14 protein-coding genes are annotated in these 20985 nt (G+C 73.9%); 7 read left to right on the top strand and 7 right to left on the bottom strand.

All coding sequences use genetic code 11. The annotated features are described in order from the left end of the window. Positions 1-49: 49 nt before the first annotated feature. From IOD16_RS15210 to IOD16_RS15185, 6 genes are all read right to left on the bottom strand, one after another. Positions 50-847 (bottom strand): ESX secretion-associated protein EspG, encoded by a 798-nt coding sequence (locus tag IOD16_RS15210; protein ID WP_201440590.1) that lies wholly within the window; start codon positions 845-847, stop codon positions 50-52. Next, on the bottom strand, positions 844-1185 hold the full coding sequence (locus tag IOD16_RS15205; protein ID WP_201440589.1) for a hypothetical protein: 342 nt from the start codon (positions 1183-1185) through the stop codon (positions 844-846). Before IOD16_RS15205 ends, IOD16_RS15210 begins: the two co-directional genes overlap by 4 nt. Beyond that, entirely contained in the window at positions 1182-2480 is a 1299-nt protein-coding gene (locus tag IOD16_RS15200; RefSeq protein ID WP_201440588.1) for a hypothetical protein, read from the bottom strand. The genes IOD16_RS15205 and IOD16_RS15200 overlap by 4 nt, the downstream gene beginning before the upstream one ends. A 132-nt stretch (positions 2481-2612) precedes the next feature. Next, the gene (locus IOD16_RS15195) at positions 2613-4904 is read right to left on the bottom strand and encodes a helix-turn-helix domain-containing protein (RefSeq protein ID WP_201440587.1); all 2292 of its coding nucleotides are present in this window, start codon (positions 4902-4904) and stop codon (positions 2613-2615) included. A gap of 334 nt (positions 4905-5238) precedes the next feature. After that, positions 5239-5712: a winged helix-turn-helix transcriptional regulator gene (locus IOD16_RS15190; RefSeq protein WP_201440586.1), complete on the bottom strand. Its 474-nt coding sequence runs from the start codon at positions 5710-5712 to the stop codon at positions 5239-5241. A gap of 276 nt (positions 5713-5988) precedes the next feature. Further along, positions 5989-7143 (bottom strand): AI-2E family transporter, encoded by a 1155-nt coding sequence (locus IOD16_RS15185; protein ID WP_201440585.1) that lies wholly within the window; start codon positions 7141-7143, stop codon positions 5989-5991. Positions 7144-7351: 208 nt separating this feature from the next. Here IOD16_RS15185 and IOD16_RS15180 point away from each other — a divergent pair, with 208 nt between their 5' ends. The 4 genes from IOD16_RS15180 (at position 7352) to IOD16_RS15165 (ending at position 15227) form a co-directional block, all read left to right on the top strand. Then, complete coding sequence (locus tag IOD16_RS15180) at positions 7352-9979, top strand: glycoside hydrolase family 97 catalytic domain-containing protein (RefSeq protein WP_201440584.1); 2628 nt, start codon at positions 7352-7354, stop codon at positions 9977-9979. A gap of 14 nt (positions 9980-9993) precedes the next feature. Continuing rightward, positions 9994-13077: a discoidin domain-containing protein gene (locus IOD16_RS40980; protein ID WP_201440583.1), complete on the top strand. Its 3084-nt coding sequence runs from the start codon at positions 9994-9996 to the stop codon at positions 13075-13077. A 133-nt stretch (positions 13078-13210) separates the two neighbouring features. Then, positions 13211-14170 carry a glutathione S-transferase family protein gene (locus IOD16_RS15170; RefSeq protein ID WP_236595166.1) on the top strand — a complete coding sequence of 320 codons (960 nt, stop codon included), beginning with the start codon at positions 13211-13213 and terminating at the stop codon, positions 14168-14170. Between the two features lie 109 nt (positions 14171-14279). Continuing rightward, the gene (locus IOD16_RS15165; protein ID WP_201440581.1) at positions 14280-15227 is read left to right on the top strand and encodes an IS481 family transposase; all 948 of its coding nucleotides are present in this window, start codon (positions 14280-14282) and stop codon (positions 15225-15227) included. Between the two features lie 35 nt (positions 15228-15262). Here the strand turns inward: IOD16_RS15165 and IOD16_RS15160 are convergent, their stop codons facing one another. Beyond that, positions 15263-16324, bottom strand: a complete 1062-nt coding sequence (locus tag IOD16_RS15160; RefSeq protein ID WP_201440580.1) for a LacI family DNA-binding transcriptional regulator — start codon at positions 16322-16324, stop codon at positions 15263-15265. A gap of 312 nt (positions 16325-16636) precedes the next feature. Here IOD16_RS15160 and IOD16_RS15155 point away from each other — a divergent pair, with 312 nt between their 5' ends. Genes IOD16_RS15155 through IOD16_RS15145 form a run of 3 tightly spaced genes read left to right on the top strand, consistent with a single transcriptional unit; the run spans position 16637 to position 20939 of the window. Continuing rightward, entirely contained in the window at positions 16637-19030 is a 2394-nt protein-coding gene (locus tag IOD16_RS15155; RefSeq protein WP_201440579.1) for a glycoside hydrolase family 3 N-terminal domain-containing protein, read from the top strand. Further along, positions 19027-20007, top strand: coding sequence for an ABC transporter permease (locus IOD16_RS15150; RefSeq protein WP_201440578.1), 981 nt, complete (start codon positions 19027-19029; stop codon positions 20005-20007). The genes IOD16_RS15155 and IOD16_RS15150 overlap by 4 nt, the downstream gene beginning before the upstream one ends. After that, a complete protein-coding gene (locus tag IOD16_RS15145) occupies positions 20004-20939 on the top strand; it encodes a carbohydrate ABC transporter permease (protein WP_123747675.1) in 936 nt (311 codons plus the stop codon). The genes IOD16_RS15150 and IOD16_RS15145 overlap by 4 nt, the downstream gene beginning before the upstream one ends. The last annotated feature ends 46 nt before the right edge of the window (positions 20940-20985 follow it).

The raw sequence follows: 20985 nt of genomic DNA, 5'->3' as shown, positions 1-20985 counted from the left end.
TCCTCCCCTTCCCTCTGCCACTTGTGGTCTTCGGTGGTCGGCCCGGCCCTCAGGCGCGGGCGACCGACGCGGTCTCGCCGAGCAGGCGGACGAGTTCGCCGTGCCGCAGCGGGTTGACGCTCACCCAGCCGGTGTCGCCCCGGTCGACCCGGAGCCGTCCCCGCGCGCCGTCCAGCCACGACACCTCGTGCGGCCGGGTGACGGTGTCGCCGGTCCGGCGGACGACGCCGAGCTGGCCCCGGCCCGCCACCGCCGGGAACAGGTCGACCAGCCGGTCGACGGCGGTTCCGTCGCCGCCGCGGGCGCGGACCAGCTCGCGCACGTGCCGCCGGACGAGCAGGTCTCCCTCCGGGTCTCGGACCATCCGCACCGCGTCCTCGACCACGCCGGGCGGCAACGTGATCGGCATGGTCGGGGCCGCCCGCATCTCGGGGACCAGGCCGGCGAGCTCGTCGGCCAGCTCCGTGGCCGGCACCGCCGTGACGCGGACCGCGGCGCCCCGCCCGTCGAGCGGCGACTGGCGGCACACCACCGCCCGGTCCCGGTGGACCATGGCCACCGCGCCGGTGGCCTCCTCGGTGCCGATGACGACCAGGTCGACCGCGCCCCGGTACTCGCGCAACGCGGAGACCAGCTCTTCCGCGACGCCGACCGGTCCGGTCGCGGTGGCCAGGCCGCGGTCGCACAAGGCGTGCGCGGCGGCGGCGAGCAGTTCGTCGCGCTCGCGGGTGAACCGGCCGGCGGACGGCACCCGCAGCGGGAACGGGAAGGCGACGCCGGCGTGCGTGGCGAGCAGGTCCAGTTCGACGGGGTCGAAGACGGCCCGGTGCTCGATCGCGGCGGTCACCTCGCGGCCCCGTCCGGCCGCTCGCCCGCGGCACGCACGGCCGTTCCCGCGTCGTCGTCCACGTCGGCGTAGGAGGCCTTGGCGTCGGCCAGCACCTGCCGGAACGCCACCACCTCGCGTTGCGCCGCGCTCACCTCGCCCGCCAGCCCGGACTCCCCCGCCGCCGCGCGCAGCCGGGACGCCAGCTCCACGGCGGGCGGCGCGGTGCCGAGCATCGGTTGCCGTTCGGCGAGCCTGCTCACGGCCGTGACCAGCTCACCGGTCAGGTCGCCCAGCCTGGTGAGCGTGGCGATCCGGTCCTCGATCAGGTCGAGCTCGACCCGGTACCCCGCGTTCACTGCTGCGCTCCCGTCGTCTGGCCGATGACCGCCGGGCTGACCGGCTCGTCCACGGTGAACAGGCCGTGGTCGATGGTCGGCATCCGGTTCTCGTGCGGCTCGTCGTCGTCACCGGTCGCGCGGGCGCCGACCGGCGGCGCCATCGCGGCCTGCGTCGTGCCACGGGCGGCGGCGTCGCCGGTGAGCGGTCCGACCGGCAGGCCGAACGCACCGCCCGCGCCCGCCGGCACGCCGACCCTCGATCCGGGGCCGAGCGGCACGCCGTGGCCGGAGGGCGGTGCGGAACCGCCGATGGCCGAGCCCGTGCCCGGCGCGATGCCCGAGCCGCCGCCTCCGAGCAGGCGGGTCCACGGCACGCCGCCGCCGCGCGTTCCCGTCGTCGGGCCGCCCGGCACCCCTCCGGCCGCCGGCCCGTTCGCGCTCGTCGTCTGCGAGGCGGGCGGGATCGCGCCCCGCGCCCCGTCGATCAGCTTGCTCCCGCCCACGAGGCTCGACTCGTAGGTCTGCATGGCCCGCACCGCGTCGGCCTTCTGCTGGTCCAGGGTGGACGCGCCGAAGTAGAAGCTGAACCCGGCCCCGCCCACCGCGCCGAACGCGGCGCCCGTGCCGGAGGCCGTGGTGGTCCCGGTCGGGGCGAACATCGAGGCGAAGTCCGGCACGGACGAGAAGGAGGCCGGGGTGGAGGTCGGGATCGCCGGCAACCCCGGTGCCGTCGGGAACGCGAGCGCGGCCGGCGCGGACGGGAACGTCAGCGGAGGTGGTGGGGCCGGGAACGTCGGCGCGGACGGGAAGGCCGGCGGAGGTGGTGGGACCGGGATCGCCGGCGCGGTCGGCATGGTCGGCGGCGCGACCGGCGGGAACGCCGTGGCGAACGCGGACCGCGTGGTGCTCCCCCGGTCATCGGCCCGGTCACCGGCGGCCGGGTCGGCGGGCGCGGCCGGTGGTGGCGGCATCATGGCCCGTGCCCTGGCCAGCGCGTCGGCCGCCTCCTGCGCCGCGCGGTGACCCGCGTGCGCCAGTTCGCTGATCTTCTCCACCCGGGCGGCCAGCGCGGCCAGCCGGTCGGCCGCTTCCTCCGCCGCCGGGCCGTGCCAGCCGTCGAGCAGCGCGACCCGCTGCTCCCGCAACACTCCGGCGTGCGTGTCGAGCGCGACGCGGTGCTGCGCCCACTCGGTGGCGACCACGCTGACGTCCGCGACGTCCGCGTCCTGCCACAGCATCCGGTACAGCTCCTCGTGGCTGTACGCGTCCCAGTTAACCGCGCCAGTCGTCGGCGCGGGTTCCCCTCCGGACATCCGCCGTCCCCCTCCCCAAGCCGGCCTCGCCGACGCCGCCAATGCTCACGACGAGGGGGCGGCCATGGACAGGCCGTGGGGCGGCCATCTATGGCCGGTGTGCCTGACCTGGGAGAACGGGCGTCGAAAGGGTCAAGACCGGTCGCGGTGCGCCTCGGCCAGGTGATCTTGAAGACGGGCGTGGCGGAACTGGTAGACCGCGCCCGCACGGCGCAGCACACCCCGCCGACAGGCGTCGTCGAGGAACGCGTGCACGGCCCAGGGCAACCGGCCGGTCAGCGGCAGCCAGAAGCGGGCGAACACCACCCACTGGCCCCACGCGGTCATGCTGATCAGGTAGCCGAAGCCGCCGCCGAACCCGCCGACGAGACCCAGCAGCAGTCCGGCCAACCCGGGCCAGGCGATCACCACGCCGAACGGGCCGCCGCCCGGCAGCGACATCAACGCCGTCGCGATGAGCCACGTCATGGCCGAGAAGAACACCGCGAACAGCGGCCCGAACAGGGCGAGCTGGAGGAGCACGGTCTTCCGGTTCGACTCGAGCAGCCCGGCCGGGCTCGCCGCCGAGCGGATGTCCTGCGGCGACTCGCCCGCGGCGATCAGCCCGAAGGCGAGCGCCGCGCCGGACGCGAACACCGCGGTGAACACCCCGGCGTCGACGAAGACCATCGCCGGCGTCACGGGCAGGTCGGAGATCAGCCACTTCGTCAGGATCATCACCAACCCGTAGGAGCAGCCGACCAGCGCGCCGAACAGCAACCCCATCCGGGCGCTGACCCGCACCCGCCGCCACGCCACCCCCGAACGGGCCCGCAGCCGCAGCCGGAACCGGACCGGTTCGAGCGGCTGGACCCGTGCCAGGTGCCCGTGCACCAACCCGAACGACACACCGGCGAGCAGCGCGACCACGGCGCCGAGGCCCACCAGCTCCGCGGGGGCCACCCCGGGCAGCAGGCTGCCCTCGACCACCACGTCGCCCAGCCAGACCCCGGCGAACACGACCAGCGCCACCACCAGGGTCCTGGCCCGCCTGCTCATCGAGGTGCCGAGCTGCCACCAGGCCAGGTCGTGCGTGCCGAGCCGGGTCAGGTGGTCGGCGAGGTGGCCGAGCCAGCGGCGGACCTGGTCGGCGTCGTGGGCCCGGCCGCCGCGCCGCTCCTGGTACGCGGCGGGCACGAACCCGCCGAGCAGGTGCCGTTCGATCGCGTCGCGGTCGCCGAACCGGTCCGCGTCGACCAGCTCCGCCGGGTCGTGGCCGGGGGTGTCGCTGTAGATCCGGCGCGCGAGCGCCACCATCAGCGGGGTGGTCAGCACGGCCGCGAGCGGGCTGTCCGGGTGGTCCCGCACGTGGTCCAGCACGGGTTGCCAGACGGTGCCCGAGTGTCCGGTCGCGCGCTGCCCGGTGGTGCGCGGCAGGTAGTCGGCGACGTCGGCCGCGTCGAGGTCGACCAGCTCCACCGCGCCGGCCGCCCGGAGCACGCCGGTGGCCCGCACCGCGGCCCGGTACTCGTCGACCCGGCTGGTCAGCAGCAGCGGCAGGGTGGTGGCGTTCAACGCGGCCAGCGCCGCCCGGTGCAGGCCGCCCGCCACCTCGTCGAACCCGTCCAGCACGGGCAGCACGCGGTGGGCGTCGACCAGCGCGGCGGCCAGCGTCGACCCGCCGGGGCCGGGGGCGGCGAGACCGGGGTGGTCGCGCACCAGCTGCTCGGCGAGCCAGTCCCGCAGCTCGGCGCGGACCGGGTTCCACGAGCCGAGGCCGAAGATCACCGGCACCGGGTCGGCCGGCGCGCGGGCGGCCAGCAGGTCCAGCACGAACCGCGTGGTGAGGATCGTCTTGCCCGCGCCGGCCCGGCCGAGCACGATCAGCCGGGACGACGGCACCCGCCGGTAGACCTCCACCACCTGGTCGAGCCGCCCGGTGAGGTCGAGGGGCCGCGCGGTCCGGCCCGGCTGGGCCAGCCGCGTGTTGGCCCAGCTGTCGCGCAACGCGTCGGGCGCGGGGCGCCAGCGGACCGGCAGCGGCACCGGGTCGTGCACCTGCTGCTGCTCTTCTTCCCGCCGCCACCGGGCGTGCACCGCGTAGGCGAGCGCGTCCGTCGCCTCGACCAGCGGGTCGGCGCCGAGGGCCGGCGCGGGCGTCCGCCGCGGCCCGCCGACGGGCCCGACCCGCGCGGGCAGGTCCTCGTCCGGGTCGGCGGGCTCGGCGTGGCCGGCGGCGGTGAACAGCTCGGCGCGCTCCGCGCCGTCCAGGCCCAGCGCGTCGGCCAGCAGCCGCACGGTGCGCACCTGGGGGTTGCCGCGCTGCCCGGTCTCCAGCCCGCGCACGGTGCGGACACCGAGCCCGGCGCGTTCGGCCAGGTCGTCCTGGCTCAACCCGGCCCGCTGCCGCCAGCGCCGCAGCAGAGCGCCGAACCGGCTCGTCACACCCAACCCCCACCGTCACGCACGCCGCGCGCACGCCCGTCGTCGACCGGACACCGTCGGTCCACGCGTCGGTGGACCGAATCCTAGCCACGGCCACGTCCGGTGGTGGCACCGGATCGTCACTGCGCGCCACCTGATCGACACGACCGGCTCTTCAAGTTACCCGGTGGTACGGGCACGCCGGGGCTCGATCGTCGAGGCCGGGACTCATCGGCCGCACGGCTCGTCGGCGGAGTGCTCACGCGCGGGGTGCGGCCGGGTCGGGGCTGAAGCGTGCCGCTGTCGCCGGCGCCGCACGGCCGGCGAGCCGGCGCGGGTCCTGCCGGCGGTCGACCTATCCCGCCGCCGTTCCCGGTGGGGTGGCGGCGTCGCTCGGCCGCCTGAACACCACGCCGGGCGCGACCTCCCGCTCGCAGCAGTCGCAGATCATCCGCGTGCGGACGACACCGCCGCAGGCCGCGTGCTCGGCCACGGCGGGCGGTCCGTCCTGCGCGGGCATGTGCTCGTCGCCCCACGCCATGAGCGACAGCACCACCGGCAGCAGCTCGCGCCCCTTGGCGGTGAGCCGGTACTCGTGGCGCGGCGGCCGGTCCTGGTAGAGCACGCGGTCCAGCACGCCGAACTCGACCAGGCTGTTGAGCCGGTCGCTGAGCACGTTGCGCGCGATGGGCAGTCGGTGGAGGAAACCGTCGAACCGGGTGACCCCCGAGAGCGCGTCCCGCACGATCAACAGCGTCCAGCGCTCGCCGACGACTTCGAGGGCGCGCGCGATGGAGCAGACCTGGTCGTCGTATGTGCGTCGGAGCATCCGCGCATGATAACCGCGCAGGTCGGGGCCGGATCCGATCGTCTGCGGGCCCATCGCGGGCCGTCATCGCGTGATCGCGATCGGCGACGCGGCGAACCCTGACGTCACCGTCCTGGGAACGCTCTCACCGGCCTGGGACGCGGTGGCGGACCGCCGAAGGCGGCTCGCTGCGGCTTGCCGATGCCGCCGCGAGCCGGGCCTTCGGCAGCAGAGCCGGTACCCGGTCGCGCGGCCGGGTTCCCGGCCGCAGGGCCCGCTGTCCGGCCGCCCGGGTGGTCAGGCGCGCGGCGGCTCCGCGTCCGGCACGCGGTCCGGGTCGTCCGGCCGGTCGGGAACGGCCGGCTGCTCCGCGGTGCGCCGGTCGATGACCTCGCCCAGGTAGCGCAGCACGACCGCCACCGCGGCCACCACCGGCACGGCGAGGAACGCGCCCGCGATGCCGTAGAGGGTGCTGCCCGCCGTCACCGCGAGCAGGACGACGGCGGCGTGCAGGCGCAGGCTGCGCGACTGGAGCACCGGCTGCAGGACGTTGCCCTCCACCTGCTGCACCACCACCACGATCACCAGCATGATCAGCGCGGTGGTCGGCCCGTTGCTGACCAGGGCGACGAGCACGGCCAGGGCGCCCGCGATGAACGCGCCGACGATCGGCACGAACCCGCCGAGGAACGTCAACGCCGCCAGCGGCACGGCCAGCGGCACGCCGAGCACGACCAGGCCGAGGCCGATCAGCACCGCGTCCACCAGGCTCACGATCGCCTGGGTGCGGATGAAGTCGCCCAGCGTCGTCCAGACCCGGTCCAGCACGACGGTCACGTGCCCGCCGGCGCGCTCGCCGATCACGCCGCGCAGCCACGGCGTGAACCGCGGCCCGTCCTTGACGAACAGGAACGCCAGCAGCAGCGCGACGAGGCCGGTGACGAGGCCGGAGGTCACCGTGCCGACGCCGGTGAGCAGGCTGTTCGCGATCGACCCGACGCTGGAGCGCAACTGGTCGATGCCCTGTTGCAGCAACTGGTCGAGCTGGCTCTCGCCGATGTTGAGCGGCGGACCGGCCGCCCAGTCGAGGGCTTGTTGCAGGGCGCGGGTCGCGCTGTCGGCGATCTCGGGCACGCCGGACGCGATGGACGTGGTGATCAGCGCCACCACGCCGCCGAGCACGATCAGCCCGCCGAGCAGCACGATCGTCGCGGCCAGCGCGGCGGGCACACCGCGCGAGCGCAGCCACCGGGCGGGCGGCCAGAGCACGGTCGTGATCAGCAGGCCCAGCAGGACCGGCATCACCACGACCCACAGCTTGCCGATCAGCGTCCACAGCAGCCAGAAGCCGATCGCGACCAGCGCCAGGCGGGCGCTCCACCGCGCCAGCCAGGTCACCCCGTGCCCGACGGCCTGACCGCGATCGGTCCAGCGGCGGTCCTCAGCGCTCACGTCTCCCCATCCCTCCACCGCGGCGCGCCCAGCGGCGCCTGTGCGGCAGCCTGCCAGAGCCGGGCGCGCGAAGCGTGCCGCCCACCCCGTGTCAAGGCCCGCACCAGGACAGAACCTGTCCGGTCGATGACCTTGACCCGGTTCGGGCCGGGCGCTGACGATGGCGTCCACTGTCGCCCGACGGGACCAGCACTGGGAGTTGACAACGATGTCATCGCTTCGCCGCGTCGTCGCGGCACGGCTCGTGGCCCTGTTCGCCGTCTTCGGTTCGCTCCTGGTTCCCGTCGCGCCCGCGTCGGCCGCGCCCGGCGAGTGGGTGATCACCACGCCCGGCTCCGCCGTGGCCGCGCGCGTGACCCTCGACCCCGGCACCGGCGGCCTGGCGCTCGCCGTCTCCCGACAGGGCCGCACGGTGCTCGCGCCGTCGCCGATCGGGTTGCGCGCCGCCGAGGTCGACCTGACCGGCGGCCTGCGGGCGGTCGGCCGCACCGATCGGCTCGTGACCGAGCGGTACGCGATGACCACCGGCAAGCGGCTGCGGCGGCAGACCCGGATGACCGAGACCACGCTGGCGTTCGCCGGCGCGGGCGGTGCTCGGCTGGACCTGGTGGTGCGGGTCGCGCCGGACGGCGTGGCCTACCGGTACGCCGTGCCGGACCCCGTCACGGTGACCGGCGAGGCGTCGTCGTTCCGGCTCCCGGCCGACGCCCCGGCCTGGCTGCTGCCCTACAACGCCTGGTACGAGGCGAACCGGGTGCGCACGACGGCCGCGGGCGCGGCGGAGGGCGAGTACGGCCACCCCTCCTTGTTCCGGGTGGGCGAGGACTACGCGCTGATCACCGAGTCCGATGTGGACGGCCGGTACCCGGGCGGCAGGCTGCGGCACGCCGCCGGGTCGGGCGACTACCGGGTGGTGCTCGCGGACGAGCAGGTCGCGGGCGTCACGCGCACGCCGTGGCGCGTCGCGATCGTGGGCTCCCTCGCGACCGTCGGCGAGTCGACCCTGGTGGACGACCTCGCCTCCCCGTCCAAGGTCGCCGACACGTCGTGGGTGCGGCCGGGCAAGGTCGCGTGGTCGTGGCTGAGCGAGCACGCCAGCCCCGGCGACTTCGAGCGGCAGAAGCGGTACGTGGACTTCGCCGCCCGCCACGGCTGGGAGTACGTGCTGGTGGACGAGGGCTGGCGCGACACGTGGGTGCCGGAGCTGGTCCGCTACGCCCGCGCCAAGGGCGTCGAGGTGCTGCTGTGGTTCCACTGGACCGCGCTGGACACGCAGGCCGAGCGCGACACCGTGCTGCCCGAGGTGCGCCGGTGGGGTGTGCGGGGCGTGAAGCTCGACTTCATGGAGTCCGACTCCCGGGCCCGCTACCAGTGGTACGACGCGGTGCTGGCGAAGACCGCCGAGCTGCGGCTGATGGTGAACTTCCACGGCTCGACCATCCCGCACGGCCTGGCCCGGACGTGGCCGCACGTGATGACGATGGAGGCCGTGCGCGGCGCGGAGAACTCGCCGCCGGCGGCGAACAACCCGGTGCAGTCCTTCACCCGCAACGCGGTCGGGTCGATGGACTACACGCCGGTGTCGTTGGAGGTCGGGCCGAAGGAGGCGTCGGTCGCGCACGAGGTCGCGCTGCCGGTGCTCTACGAGTCGGGGTGGACGCACTTCGCGGACAAGCCGGAGGCCTACGAGCGGTTCCCGGAGGCGTTGCGGTACCTGGACCAGGTGCCGACCGCGTGGGACGAGACCCGCGTGCTGGGCGGTGACCCGTCCGATCACGCGGTGGTGGCGCGGCGGTCCGGCGACCGCTGGTTCGTCGGCGCGGTGGCGGCCGGCGACCCCCGCACGCTGCGGGCCCCGCTGGGGTTCCTGGGCGGCGGGCAGTGGCTGGTCGAGGTGGTGCGGGACGGCGAGGGGCGCGGTGACGTGCGGCGGGACGCCCGGATCGCGCGGTCGTCGGCGGCGCTGGAGGTCGCGGCGCCGCGCGACGGCGGGTTCGCGGCGGTGATCTGCCCCTACCGGCCGGGGACGCTGACGTGCGACCGGCCGGTCGTGCCGGTGCCCGCCACCATGCTCGCGGTCGCGCCGTCGGGAGTGGTCGACGCGGCGAAGGGGTCGACGTTCGAGGTCACGGGGAGCTTCACGGCCGAAGCCGCGATCGAGGACGTCGTGCTGACGGCGGCGGCGCCCGAGGGGTGGACGGTGACCGGCGCGCCGGTCACGCGACGCGCCCTGCGGCCCGGTGAGGCGCTGACCGGCCGGTGGACCGTGCGGGTGGGCGAGGACAGCCCGGTGGGCGCGGTCGACGTGCCGGTGTCCGCCGAGTTCCGCGCGCCGGGCCACGCCCGGGTGCACGTGGAGCAGGCCGTGCGCGCGTTCGTGCCGCCACCCGTGCCCACCGGCGAGCCGTACGTGAGCGACCTGCCGTTCATGAGCGCGGGCAACGGGTGGGGGCCGGTCGAGCGGGACCGGTCCAACGGCGAGAACGCCGGCGGCGACGGCAACCCGCTGACCATCGGCGGTGTCGTCTACAGGAAGGGCGTGGGCGTGCACGCGCCGTCCGACCTGTCGGTCTACCTGGGCGGCGGGTGCCGGGAGCTGACCGCGGTGATCGGCTTGGACGACGAGACGGCGGAACCGGGCTCGGTGGTGTTCCAGGTCTTCGGCGACGACCGGCTGCTCTACGACAGCGGCGTGCTGCGCGGCGGTGACCCGGCCCGGCCGATCACCGTGGACACCACCGGTGTGCGGATGGTCGGCCTCCGCGTGACCGACGGCGGCGACGGCCGCAACTTCGACCACGCCGACTGGGCCGAAGCCCGGTTGGCCTGCGCGTGAGAAAGGTGCCGGACATGCGGATCAACCGTCGTCAGCTGCTGTGGGCGGTGGGCGTGGGCAGCGGGTTGGCGCTCGCGCCCCGGTTCGCGTTCGCCGAGCCCCCGGCCGGCGCGGACCCCGTGGCGCGGGTGTACTACGAGGTGTTGTCGCGCCACACGAGGTGGGCCGAGCAGCAGTACGACCCGGTGGCGGGCCGGTACCGGCGGACGGACTTCGGGTTCGCCGTCGTCCTCGGCAACGCCGTGCTGCTGACCAGGGGCGACTACGACGCCGACCTCACCGGCGTGGCCAAGTCGGCGCTGCACGCGCACACCGTGGACACGATCCGGCACTTCGCCGCGAGCAACGTGCTGGCAGGCGGGTCGGAGTGGGGCAAGACGTTGTTCTGGGACACCACGTTCCAGTCGTACTTCGTGCTCGCCGCCCGCCTGCTGTGGGCCGACCTCGACCCGTCGACGCGGGCCGCCGTCGACGCGATCGCCCGCGGTCAGGCCGCGTACACGGCCGCGCTCGGCACGGGGGACGACCCGCGTTCCGGCGGGTGGACGCCCAACGGGCCCGCGGGCGGGTACCGGGGCGACACGAAGCTGGAGGAGATGGGCGTCTACACGCAGGCCCTCGCGCCGGGGCTGGCGTGGGCCGCCGACGACCCGGACGCGCACGCGTGGCGCGAGGCGTTCGGCCGGTGGAGCCGCAACGAGGCCGGGTTGCCGGCCGCCGACCTGGCCAACCCGGCCGTGGTGGACGGCGTGCCGGTCTCGGCGAACACCGCCGCGAACGCGCACGACACGTTCATCGTGGAGAACCACGGCTCGTACGGGCCGCACTACCAGGAAGAGCTGTGGCGCACGTCCGGCCGCAACGCGGCGCACTTCCTGCTGGCCGGCACACCGCTGCCGGAGGTGCTGACCGCGCAGCCCAACGGCGAGCGGCTGTGGCGCACGATCCTCGCCACGATGAGCGACGCGGGCGAGCCGCTGATGCCGATGGTGGACGACCGGGAGCACCTCTACGGCCGTGACGTGATCCCGCTGGCGTTCCGCTCCCAGGTGCTGGGCGACCGGCTGGCGGCCCGTGCGGAGGCGGCGCTGGCGGCGCGGCTCACCGCCTACCAGGCCTACCCGCCCGTGCACCGGCTGGCGAAGTTCTCCGGTGAGGCGAAGTACGAGCCGGAAGCGCGGGCGGAGCTCGCGATCAGCTACCTGCTGCACGAGTGGCGCAACCGCACCGGGCCGGTGGTGGAGCCGGTGTCGGAGGAGGAGTTCTTCGCCTCGGCGGCCGGCGTCACCGACTACGGCGTCGAACCCGGACTGGTCGCGCACCAGTCGGCGCGGGCGTGGGCGGGGACCGTGACCAAGGCGGGGTACGTGAAGTTCGCCTGGCAGCCGGGGCACGACGACTGGCTGTTCGTGGTCGGCGGCGGCACACCCATGCTCGTGCCCTCGACGTCACTGGCCGTTCGCGGGCGTTCCGCGGTGGTGTGCCAGGGGGTTCGCGACGGGTTCGACGGCGCGGCGAGCCTGCTGGCGTTCGACGGCGGCCACGTCGGCACGGCGACCCTGCCCACCGGCACGGTCGTCTACGCGACGTCGGGGTTGGCGGCCGGCGAGGGCCGGGTCGACGTGCACAACCTGACCATGCCGGGCGTGCCGGGGCTCGACGGTTCCCGCGCGTACACCGCGGCCGAAGGCGCCGTCACCGTGGCCTCCGCGGATTCGCGCGTCCTGCCGCCGGGTGTCGCGCGGGTGGACGACCTGGTGTTCGGCGCGGTGACGGCGCGGCACGTGCGCGTGGTCGGCGTCTCGCCGCACCAGACCTACGGGTACTCGCTGTTCACGGTGGAGGTGCGCGCGTCGGACGGGCCGGACCTGGCGCGCGGCCGGGTCACGACGGCGTCGTCGTGGGACACCGGCCGCGAGCCCGGGTCGGCCACGGACGGCAGCCACACCACGCGGTGGGCGGTGTCGCGGGCGGACCGGGGCCGGGCCGACAGCTGGCTCGCGGTGGACCTCGGCGGCCCGGTCGCGGTGGACCGGGTGCGGCTGTACTGGGAAGCGGCGGCCGGGCGGGCCTACCGGGTCGAGACGTCACCGGACGGCGTGACGTGGTCGACGGCGGCCGAGTACCCGAGGCCGGACCTGCGCAGCACGGGCGGCTGGTTGGACGTGGACGGGCGCGCGGGGTTCGTCGTGCACGGGTCGCCGAACCCGATCACGGTCACCGGCGACACCGTGGTGCTGTCCGACGGGCCGGCCGCCGGGTTCGTGGTCGAGGGCTACGCGCGGCCGGTCGACCTGCCTGCCCTGGCCGCGGCGGGCGCGCCGAGCTGCTCGCCCGCCACCGTCCGCGCCAGTGCCGCCGACGGGTTCCTCAGCCTGTTCAACCTCTCCGACACCGCGGCCGACGGCACCGTGTCGCTGCGCCAGGACCGCCGCGCGCTGCGCCTCTACCCGGGCCACCAGGTCGTGACGCCGACCGGCACCGACCACGGCCTGCGGATGCCCCCGGCGACCGCCCGCGTCGAACCGCCCCGGTTCACCCTGGAAGGCGACGTGCCGGTCGGGGTGACCGCGGTCGTGCACAACGGCGCGCGGGTCACCCTGACCGGCGCCGGCCGGGTCGCCCGGCTGACCCTGGTGTCCGCCGACGGCCACCGCGTCCCGGTCACCCTGCCACCGGGCGTGCGTCGCGACGTCACGATCCCGCACGCCCGCCCCCACCCCCTCGCCGACCTGGCCCTGGGCCGGACCACCTACCCCACCTCTCCCCTGCCGCCGGGCATGTCCACCCCCTCCGCCGCCGTCGACGACGACCCGGACACCGCCTGGACCCCGGGACCGGCGGGCCGGATGGTGGTCGACCTCGGCGCGTCCCACCACATCGCCCGGGTGGACCTGACCTGGACCGCCGGCCGGGTCCCCGACTGCACCGTCAGCACCAGCACCGACGGCCGGACCTACAGCCGACCGACCCCGGTCCCCCGCCACCGCCACGCCGACCTGCCCCTCGACACGACGGCCAGGTACCTCGCCGTCGCCACCCCCACCTGGCAACCGGGCCAAGCCTCCCTCACCAGCCTCACCGCACACCCCGCGTGAGAGGCCGGGGACGGGACGGCGACGTAGGCTCGGGACCGTGAGCGAGACTGCGGCGGCCGGTGGGAAGCCCGAGCACCAGCGGGGTGGGACGTATTCCGTCAAGGGGAAGGAGTACACCCGCGACACGCGGTACATCACGACGCGGGTCACCGCCGACGGGCGGGACGGGTTCCCGGTGGTCCCGGGGCGGTACCGGTTGGTGGCGGCGCGGGCCTGTCCTTGGGCGAACCGGTCCATCATCGTGCGGCGGTTGCTGGGGTTGGAGGACGCGCTCTCGCTCGGGTTGCCCGGCCCCACGCACGACGAGCGGTCGTGGACGTTCGACCTCGACCCCGGCGGGCGTGACCCCGTGCTGGGGATCGAGCGGTTGCAGGAGGCGTACTTCAAGCGCGACCCCGACTACCCGCGCGGGATCACGGTGCCGGCCGTCGTGGACACGACGACGGGCGCGGTGGTGACCAACGACTTCGCGCAGATCACGCTCGACCTGTCCACCGAGTGGCGCGAGCACCACCGCGACGGCGCGCCGGACCTGCTGCCGCGGCAGCACCTCGACGAGATCGAGGCCGTCAACCGGCGCGTCTTCACCGAGGTCAACAACGGCGTCTACCGGTGCGGGTTCGCGGGCACCCAGGAGGCCTACGACGAGGCGTACGGCCGGCTGTGGACCGCGCTGGACTGGCTGGAGGACCGGCTGGGCGACCGGCGGTACCTCGTCGGCGACACGATCACCGAGGCCGACGTGCGGCTGTTCACCACGCTGGTGCGCTTCGACCCCGTCTACCACGGCCACTTCAAGTGCAACCGGGCGAAGCTGGCCGAGATGCCCGCGCTGTGGGCCTACGCCCGCGACCTGTTCCAGACGCCCGGCTTCGGCGACACGGTCGACTTCGCCCAGATCAAGCGGCACTACTACGTCGTGCACAAGGACATCAACCCGAGCGGGATCGTGCCCGACGGGCCCGACCTGTCCGGCTGGGTCACGCCGCACGGCCGGGAGGCGCTGGGCGGGCGGCCCTTCGGCGACGGCACGCCGCCGGGGCCCGTCCGCGACGGCGAACGGGTCGACCCGGCGCACACGCCGCTGCGCTAGCTGTAGTGACTAATCAGGTTGTTGACGGCGTGTCGGGTTGAACGCAGGGAGGACCTCCGGGCGGAGTGGATGTGTCTGACGCATCCCATCGGCACACGGAGGTCCTCGCGTGCACAGTAACGCCCGCACCACGGTCCATGCCCGCAGGCTGATCGTGACCCGTCGCGCGGCCGGGTGGTCGCCCGCGAGCATCGCCGAGCAGCTCGGTATCTCCCGGGCCACCGTGCACAAGTGGCTGGCCCGGCACCGCGGTGAAGGAGACGCCGGGCCGGCCGACCGCAGCTCACGACCGCACCACAGCCCCCGGCGCACCCCGACCGAGATCGAGGACCGCATCCTCGCCGTCCGACGGTCGGTGCGACGCGGGCCGGTGCACCTGTCCGGACTGCTCGGACTGCCGGCCTCCACGATCGGCCGGGTCCTGCGCCGCCGCGCCGAGCCCGCCCTGGCCGCGACCGATGCGATCACCGGCCTGCCGGTGCGGCGCCGGCACACCGGCATCCGCTACGAACGCCCCCACCCCGGCGACCTGCTGCACGTCGACGTCAAGAAACTCGGCCGCGTCCCCGACGGCGGCGGCTGGCGGGCGCACGGCCGCAGCGAGAAGGTCCGCGGCCGGGGCATCGGCTACGACTACCTGCACGTCGCCGTGGACGACCGCACCCGCCTGGCCTACGTCGAGGCACTGCCCGACGAGCGCGACGCGACCTGCGCCGCCTTCCTGCACCGCGCCGTGGCCTGGTTCCGCGACCGGGGCGTCGTGGTGCTGCGGGTGCTCACCGACAACGCCAAGACCTACCGCGTCGGCGGCAACTGGCGGGCGGTCTGCGTCGCCCCGGGCATCCGCCGACGCTTCACCAAACCCGGCTGCCCCTGGACCAACGGCAAAGCCGAACGCTTCAACCGCACCCTGCGGACCGAGTTCGCCTACGCCCAAGCCTGGACCGGCAACGACCACCGCCTGACCGCCCTGCCCGACTGGGTCCACGACTACAACCACCACCGCGCCCACAGCGCCCTCGGCGGCCAGCCACCCATCACCCGACTGACCCCCTAGACGTCAACAACGTCACGAATCAGTACAACTAGCGGTCAGCGAGCCCGCGGCGGGCAGGTGCTCTCCCGCACCACCAGCTCGGTGGCGAGGTCTATGCGCTCGTTCGGCGGCCGCTCGCCGCGCGCCAGGCTGAACACCATGTGCGCGGCGGTGGTCGCCATCTCGCGCAGCGGCTGCCGCACGGTGGTCAGCGGAGGCCCTATCCACTCGGTCACCGAGAGGTCGTCGTAGCCGACGATCGACAGGTCGTCCGGCACGGACAGGCCGAGCTCCCGCGCCGCCCGCATCACGCCCAGCGCCTGGAAGTCGGAGCCCGCGAAGATCGCGGTCGGCCGGTCGGGCCTGCTCAGCAGCTCCATGCCGTGCCCGTACCCGCCCTGGACGTAGAAGTCGCCGTACCGCACGAAGTCCTGGTCCACGACGACGTCCGCGTCCTCCAACGCGCTGCGGTACCCGTCGACCCTGGCCCGGCTGCACAGCATGGTCGTCGGCCCGGAGATGACCGCGATGCGGCGGTGGCCCAGGCCCAGCAGGTGCCGGGTCGCGGCCAGGCCGCCCGCCCAGTTCGCCGATCCCACGGTGGGCACGCCGGGTGGCGGCTCGCCGGCGGTGTCCACGAACACGAACGGGATGTTGCGCGTGGCGAGCTGACGGCGCTGCTCGTCGTCCAACCCCGCCAGCACGAGGATCACGCCCAGCGGCCGGCGGGCCAGCAGGTCGTCGAACCACTCGCGGCGCGGCCGGTGCTCGCCGCCGAGCTCGGACAGCACCACGGCGGCGCGCTCGTTCGCGGCGGCCAGCTCGACACCCCGGATGATCTCGGTCGACCACGCCGAGTGCATCTCGTGGAACACCAGGTCGATGAGCGCCGGCCGGGACGACTGGCGTGCCCGTCGTCGCCGGTACCGGTGCTGCTCGATGATGCTCTCCACGCGGGCGCGCGTGTCCGGGGCGACGTCCGGCCGTCCGTTGAGGACCTTCGAGACCGTCGGGATCGACACCCCCGCCTCGGCCGCGATCGACGAGATCGACGCCGCGCCCTTCACCGTCTTCTCCGGCACGGCGCCGGCGGGGTCCCGCTCGGTCGACGAACTCATGCTGCCCCCTGTCCGCGTCGCGGTCCGCGCACCGCACACCGGCTCTAAAGTTTCGACGGCCGAGCGTAAAGGTTCGACCTTCCGACCACCAGCATGACAGCTCCACACGTGGATCATTGACGTAATCGGTCCAGTAACCAGGTGCAAATCTGCGGCGGTTCATACCTGTGAACTGCGAAGACACAGGAAGGACACGGACTGTTGACGTCGTGCGGAGATCCTCCTACGGTCACCCCACCAGATCGGCATGTCGGAAAGTAGTTCGATAGTTTCGGTCTTCACGAAGACGTGAGCGGGGGTACCTGGTCGATGATGAACAGGACGACGGAGGTCGCGACGACGCCGGCAGGCGACGCCGTCCCGACTGCCGCCGACCGGCCGAGCGGGGCGTGGCGGGACACCTCCCGGACTGTCGCCGAACGGGTCGACGCGCTCGTCGAGGCGATGACCCTCGAGGAGAAGCTGGCCCAGCTCGTCGGTGTCTGGGTCGGCGCGGACCCCTCCGGCGCCGGTGTCGCACCGCACCAGCACGACCTCACCGGCGACCCGGTGGTGTGGGCCGACGTCATCGCGCACGGCCTCGGCCAGCTCACCCGCCCGTTCGGCACCCGGCCGGTGGAACCGGTGGCGGGCGCCCGCTCGCTCGCCGCCTCGCAGCGGGAGGTGGCCGAAGCCAACCGGTTCGGCATCCCGGCGCTGGTCCACGAGGAGTGCCTCACCGGTTTCGCCGCCTGGCGGGCGACCGCCTACCCCGCCCCGCCGGCGTGGGGCGCGTCGTTCGACCCGGACCTGGTCGCCGAGATGTCGGGCCTGATCGGCGACTCGATGCGCGCGGCGGGCGTGCACCAGGGGTTGGCGCCGGTCCTGGACGTCACCCGCGACTACCGCTGGGGCCGCACCGAAGAGACCATCGGCGAAGACCCGTACCTCGTCGGCACGGTCGCCACCGCGTACGTGCGCGGCCTGGAAGAGTCCGGGGTCGTCGCCACGCTCAAGCACTTCGCCGGGTACTCCGCCTCCCGCGCGGGTCGCAACCTCGCGCCGGTGGCCGTCGGCCCGCGCGAGTTCGCCGACGTGATCCTGCCGCCGTTCGAGATGGCCGTGCGCGACGGCGGCGTCCGGTCGGTCATGCAGTCCTACACCGAGATCGACGGCCTGCCGTCCGCGGCCGACGCCGGGCTGCTCACCACCCTGCTGCGCGACACCTGGGGCTTCGACGGCACGGTGGTCGCCGACTACTTCGCGGTCAAGTTCCTCCAGACCCTGCACGGCGTGGCCGAGGACGAGGCGCACGCCGCCGCGCTGGCCCTCGCCGCCGGGGTGGACGTGGAGCTGCCGACCGTGCGCTGCTACGGCACGCCGTTGCGCGAGGCGGTCGAGCGCGGCGACGTGGACGAGGGCCTGGTCGACCGGGCGCTGCGCCGGGTGCTGCGCCAGAAGGTCGAACTCGGCCTGCTCGACCCGGACTGGTCGCCGCTGCCCGACGACGTCGACGAGCTGCGGCTGGACTCACCGCGGGCGCGGGACGTCGCGCTCCGCCTCGCCCGCGAGTCCGTGGTGCTGCTGGCCAACGACGGCGTCCTGCCGCTGCGCCCGGACGTCCGGCTCGCCGTGGTCGGCCCGCTCGCCGACGACCCGATGGCGATGCTGGGCTGCTACTCGTTCCCCGCGCACATCGGCGTGCACCACCCCGACGCCGGGCTCGGCCTCGAGATCCCGACCGTGCTCTCCTGCCTGCGCGACGCGGTGGGCGGCGACATCGCCCACGCGAAGGGCTGCGAGGTCACCGCCGAGCCCGACGCCGACGACATCGCGGCCGCGGTGGCGGTGGCGCGGGACGCGGACGTGTGCGTCGTCGCCGTCGGGGACCGGGCGGGCCTGTTCGGGCGCGGCACGTCGGGCGAGGGGTGCGACGCGACCGACCTGCGGCTGCCCGGCGCGCAGGCCGACCTGGTCCGCGCGGTCCTCGACACCGGCACGCCCGTCGTGCTGCTGCTCATCACCGGCCGGCCCTACGCGATCGGCGACCTGGCCGAGGGCGCGGCGGCGGTCGTGCAGTCCTTCTTCCCCGGGCAGCTCGGCGGCCGGGCCCTCGCGGACGTCCTGACCGGCGCGGTCTCCCCGTCCGGCCGGCTGCCCCTCGGCATCCCGGACGACCCGTCCGGCCAGCCGGGCACCTACCTGTCCGCGCCGCTCGGCCGGCGCACCGAGGTGTCCAACGTCGACCCGACGCACGCCTTCCCGTTCGGCCACGGCCTGGGCTACGACACGTTCACCTGGTCGCCCGTGCGCCTCACGTCCGGCGACGGGCCGTGGGCCACCGACGGCGAGGTCGAGGTGGAGCTGGACGTGCGCAACCCCGGCCCGCGCGCCGGCGCGGACGTGGTGCAGCTGTACCTGCACGACCCCGTCGCGCAGGTGACCCGGCCGGTCGTGCGGCTCGTCGGCTACGCGCGGGTCGAGCTGGCCGCCGGCGCGTCGGCCCGCGTCGCGTTCCGGGTGCCGGCCGACGCCACGTCGTTCACCGGCCGGGACGGCGGGCGCGTGGTGGAACCGGGCGCGGTGCAGCTGCGCGTGTCCCGGTCGAGCGCGGACGTGCACGAAGCGGTGGACCTGAGGCTGGTCGGCCCGCTGCGCGAAGTCGACCACACGCGGAGGTGGCTCACCGCCGTGTCGGTCACCCACGAGGAGGTGGACCGGTCATGACCACCCAGATCAGCGAGCCGGCGGCCGAGGCGGCGCCGGGCAGACCCGGGAAACCGCCGAAGACGCCCCGGTACGGGAACACCTGGCGCAAGGCGTGGAAGCGGGACTGGCAGCTCTACACGCTCGTCATCGTCCCGCTGCTGTTCTTCCTGGTCTTCCGCTACGCGCCGATGCTCGGCAACGTGATCGCGTTCCGCAAGTTCGTGCCCGGCGGCAGCATCTACGGCGAGACGTGGGTCGGCCTGCGCTACGTCAAGATGTTCATCAACGACCCGAACTTCTGGGAGGTCTTCGGGAACACGATGGCGCTCGGCGCGCTGTCGCTGATCTTCACCTTCCCGTTGCCGATCGTGCTCGCGCTGCTGCTCAACGAGGTCCGCTCGCGCTACTTCAAGCGGTTCGTGCAGACGGTGTCCTACCTGCCGCACTTCCTGTCGATCGTGATCGTGGCCGGCATGGTCATGCAGCTGGTGTCGCTGGAGGGCACGGTCAACCAGATCGTGCGCGCCCTCGGCGGCGACGCGGTCTCGTTCATCCAGGACCCGAGCTGGTTCCGCACGATCTACGTCTCCTCCGAGGTCTGGCAGACCGTCGGCTGGGGCACGATCCTCTACCTGGCCGCGCTGACCACGATCGACTCGCAGCTCTACGAGGCGGCCCGGATCGACGGCGCGAACCGCCGGCAGCAGACGTGGCACGTGACGCTGCCCGGCATCCGCCCGACGATGATCACGCTGCTGATCCTCAACATCGGCACGTTCATGGCGGTCGGGTTCGAGAAGGTCCTGCTGCTGTACAACCCGCTGACCTATCCCACCGCGGACGTCGTGTCGACCTACCTCTACCGGGTCGGCCTGGTGTCCAACAACTTCAGCTACGCCGCCGCGATCGGCCTGTTCGAGTCGATCATCGGCCTGACGCTGATCCTGTCCGCCAACGCGATCTCGCGCCGCACAGTGGGGACGAGCCTGTGGTGACCACCGACCCGACGCGCCTCGCGGAGCGGCTGGACCAGCCCGCCAGGCCCCGCCGCACCTCCCTGGACGACTCCCCCGGCTACCGGGTCTTCCGGGTGGTCAACGCGGTCGTGCTGCTCGGCGTGGTCGCGGTGACGCTGTACCCGTTCGTCAACATCGTGGCCCAGTCGTTCAGCAGCGAGGTCTACATCCGCACCGGCCAGGTCAACCTGGTGCCGCGCGGGTTCAACCTCGACACCTACAAGCTGGTCGCGTCCGACCCCGCGTTCTGGAACAGCTACCTGAACACCGTGATCTACACCGTGACGGCCACCGCGATCTCGATCGTGCTCACCACGGTCTACGCGTACGTGCTGTCGAAGCACCGGCTCAAGGGCCGCGGCCTGCTGGTCGGCATCGCGGTGTTCACCATGTTCTTCAACGGCGGCCTGATCCCGAACTACGTGCTGGTCAACGGGCTCGGGATGACCAACACGATCTGGGCGATCGTGCTGCCCAACGCGATCAGCGTGTTCAACCTGCTGGTGATGAAGGCGTTCTTCGAGAGCCTGCCGACGGAGCTGGAGGAGGCCGCCGCGATCGACGGCCTGAACACCTACGGCATCCTGCTGCGCATCGTGCTGCCGCTGTCGAAGGCCGTGCTCGCCACCATGATCCTGTTCTACGCGGTGGCGAACTGGAACTCGTGGTTCCAGGCGTTCCTCTACCTCGACCGGTCGGACCTGTTCCCGGTCACGGTGTACCTGCGGAACATGATCGCCGGGGCCACCTCGGCCACGTCGGTCGGCGCCGTCGAGACCAACGCGGTCGCCATCTCCGCGAACATCAAGGCCGTGACGATGGTGCTCACCGTGCTGCCCATCATCGCCGTTTACCCGTTCATCCAGCGCTATTTCGTGTCGGGCGTGATGCTCGGCGCGGTCAAGCAGTAGCGCATCCGCTCCAGTTGACGACGGCGTCAATCACCTGAGGAGACAG

Origin of the sequence: Saccharothrix sp. 6-C (genome assembly GCF_016695385.1) — a bacterium.
GTDB classification, from domain to species: Bacteria; Actinomycetota; Actinomycetes; order Mycobacteriales; family Pseudonocardiaceae; genus Actinosynnema; species Actinosynnema texasense.
This window is presented reverse-complemented; position numbering and strand designations above follow the sequence as displayed.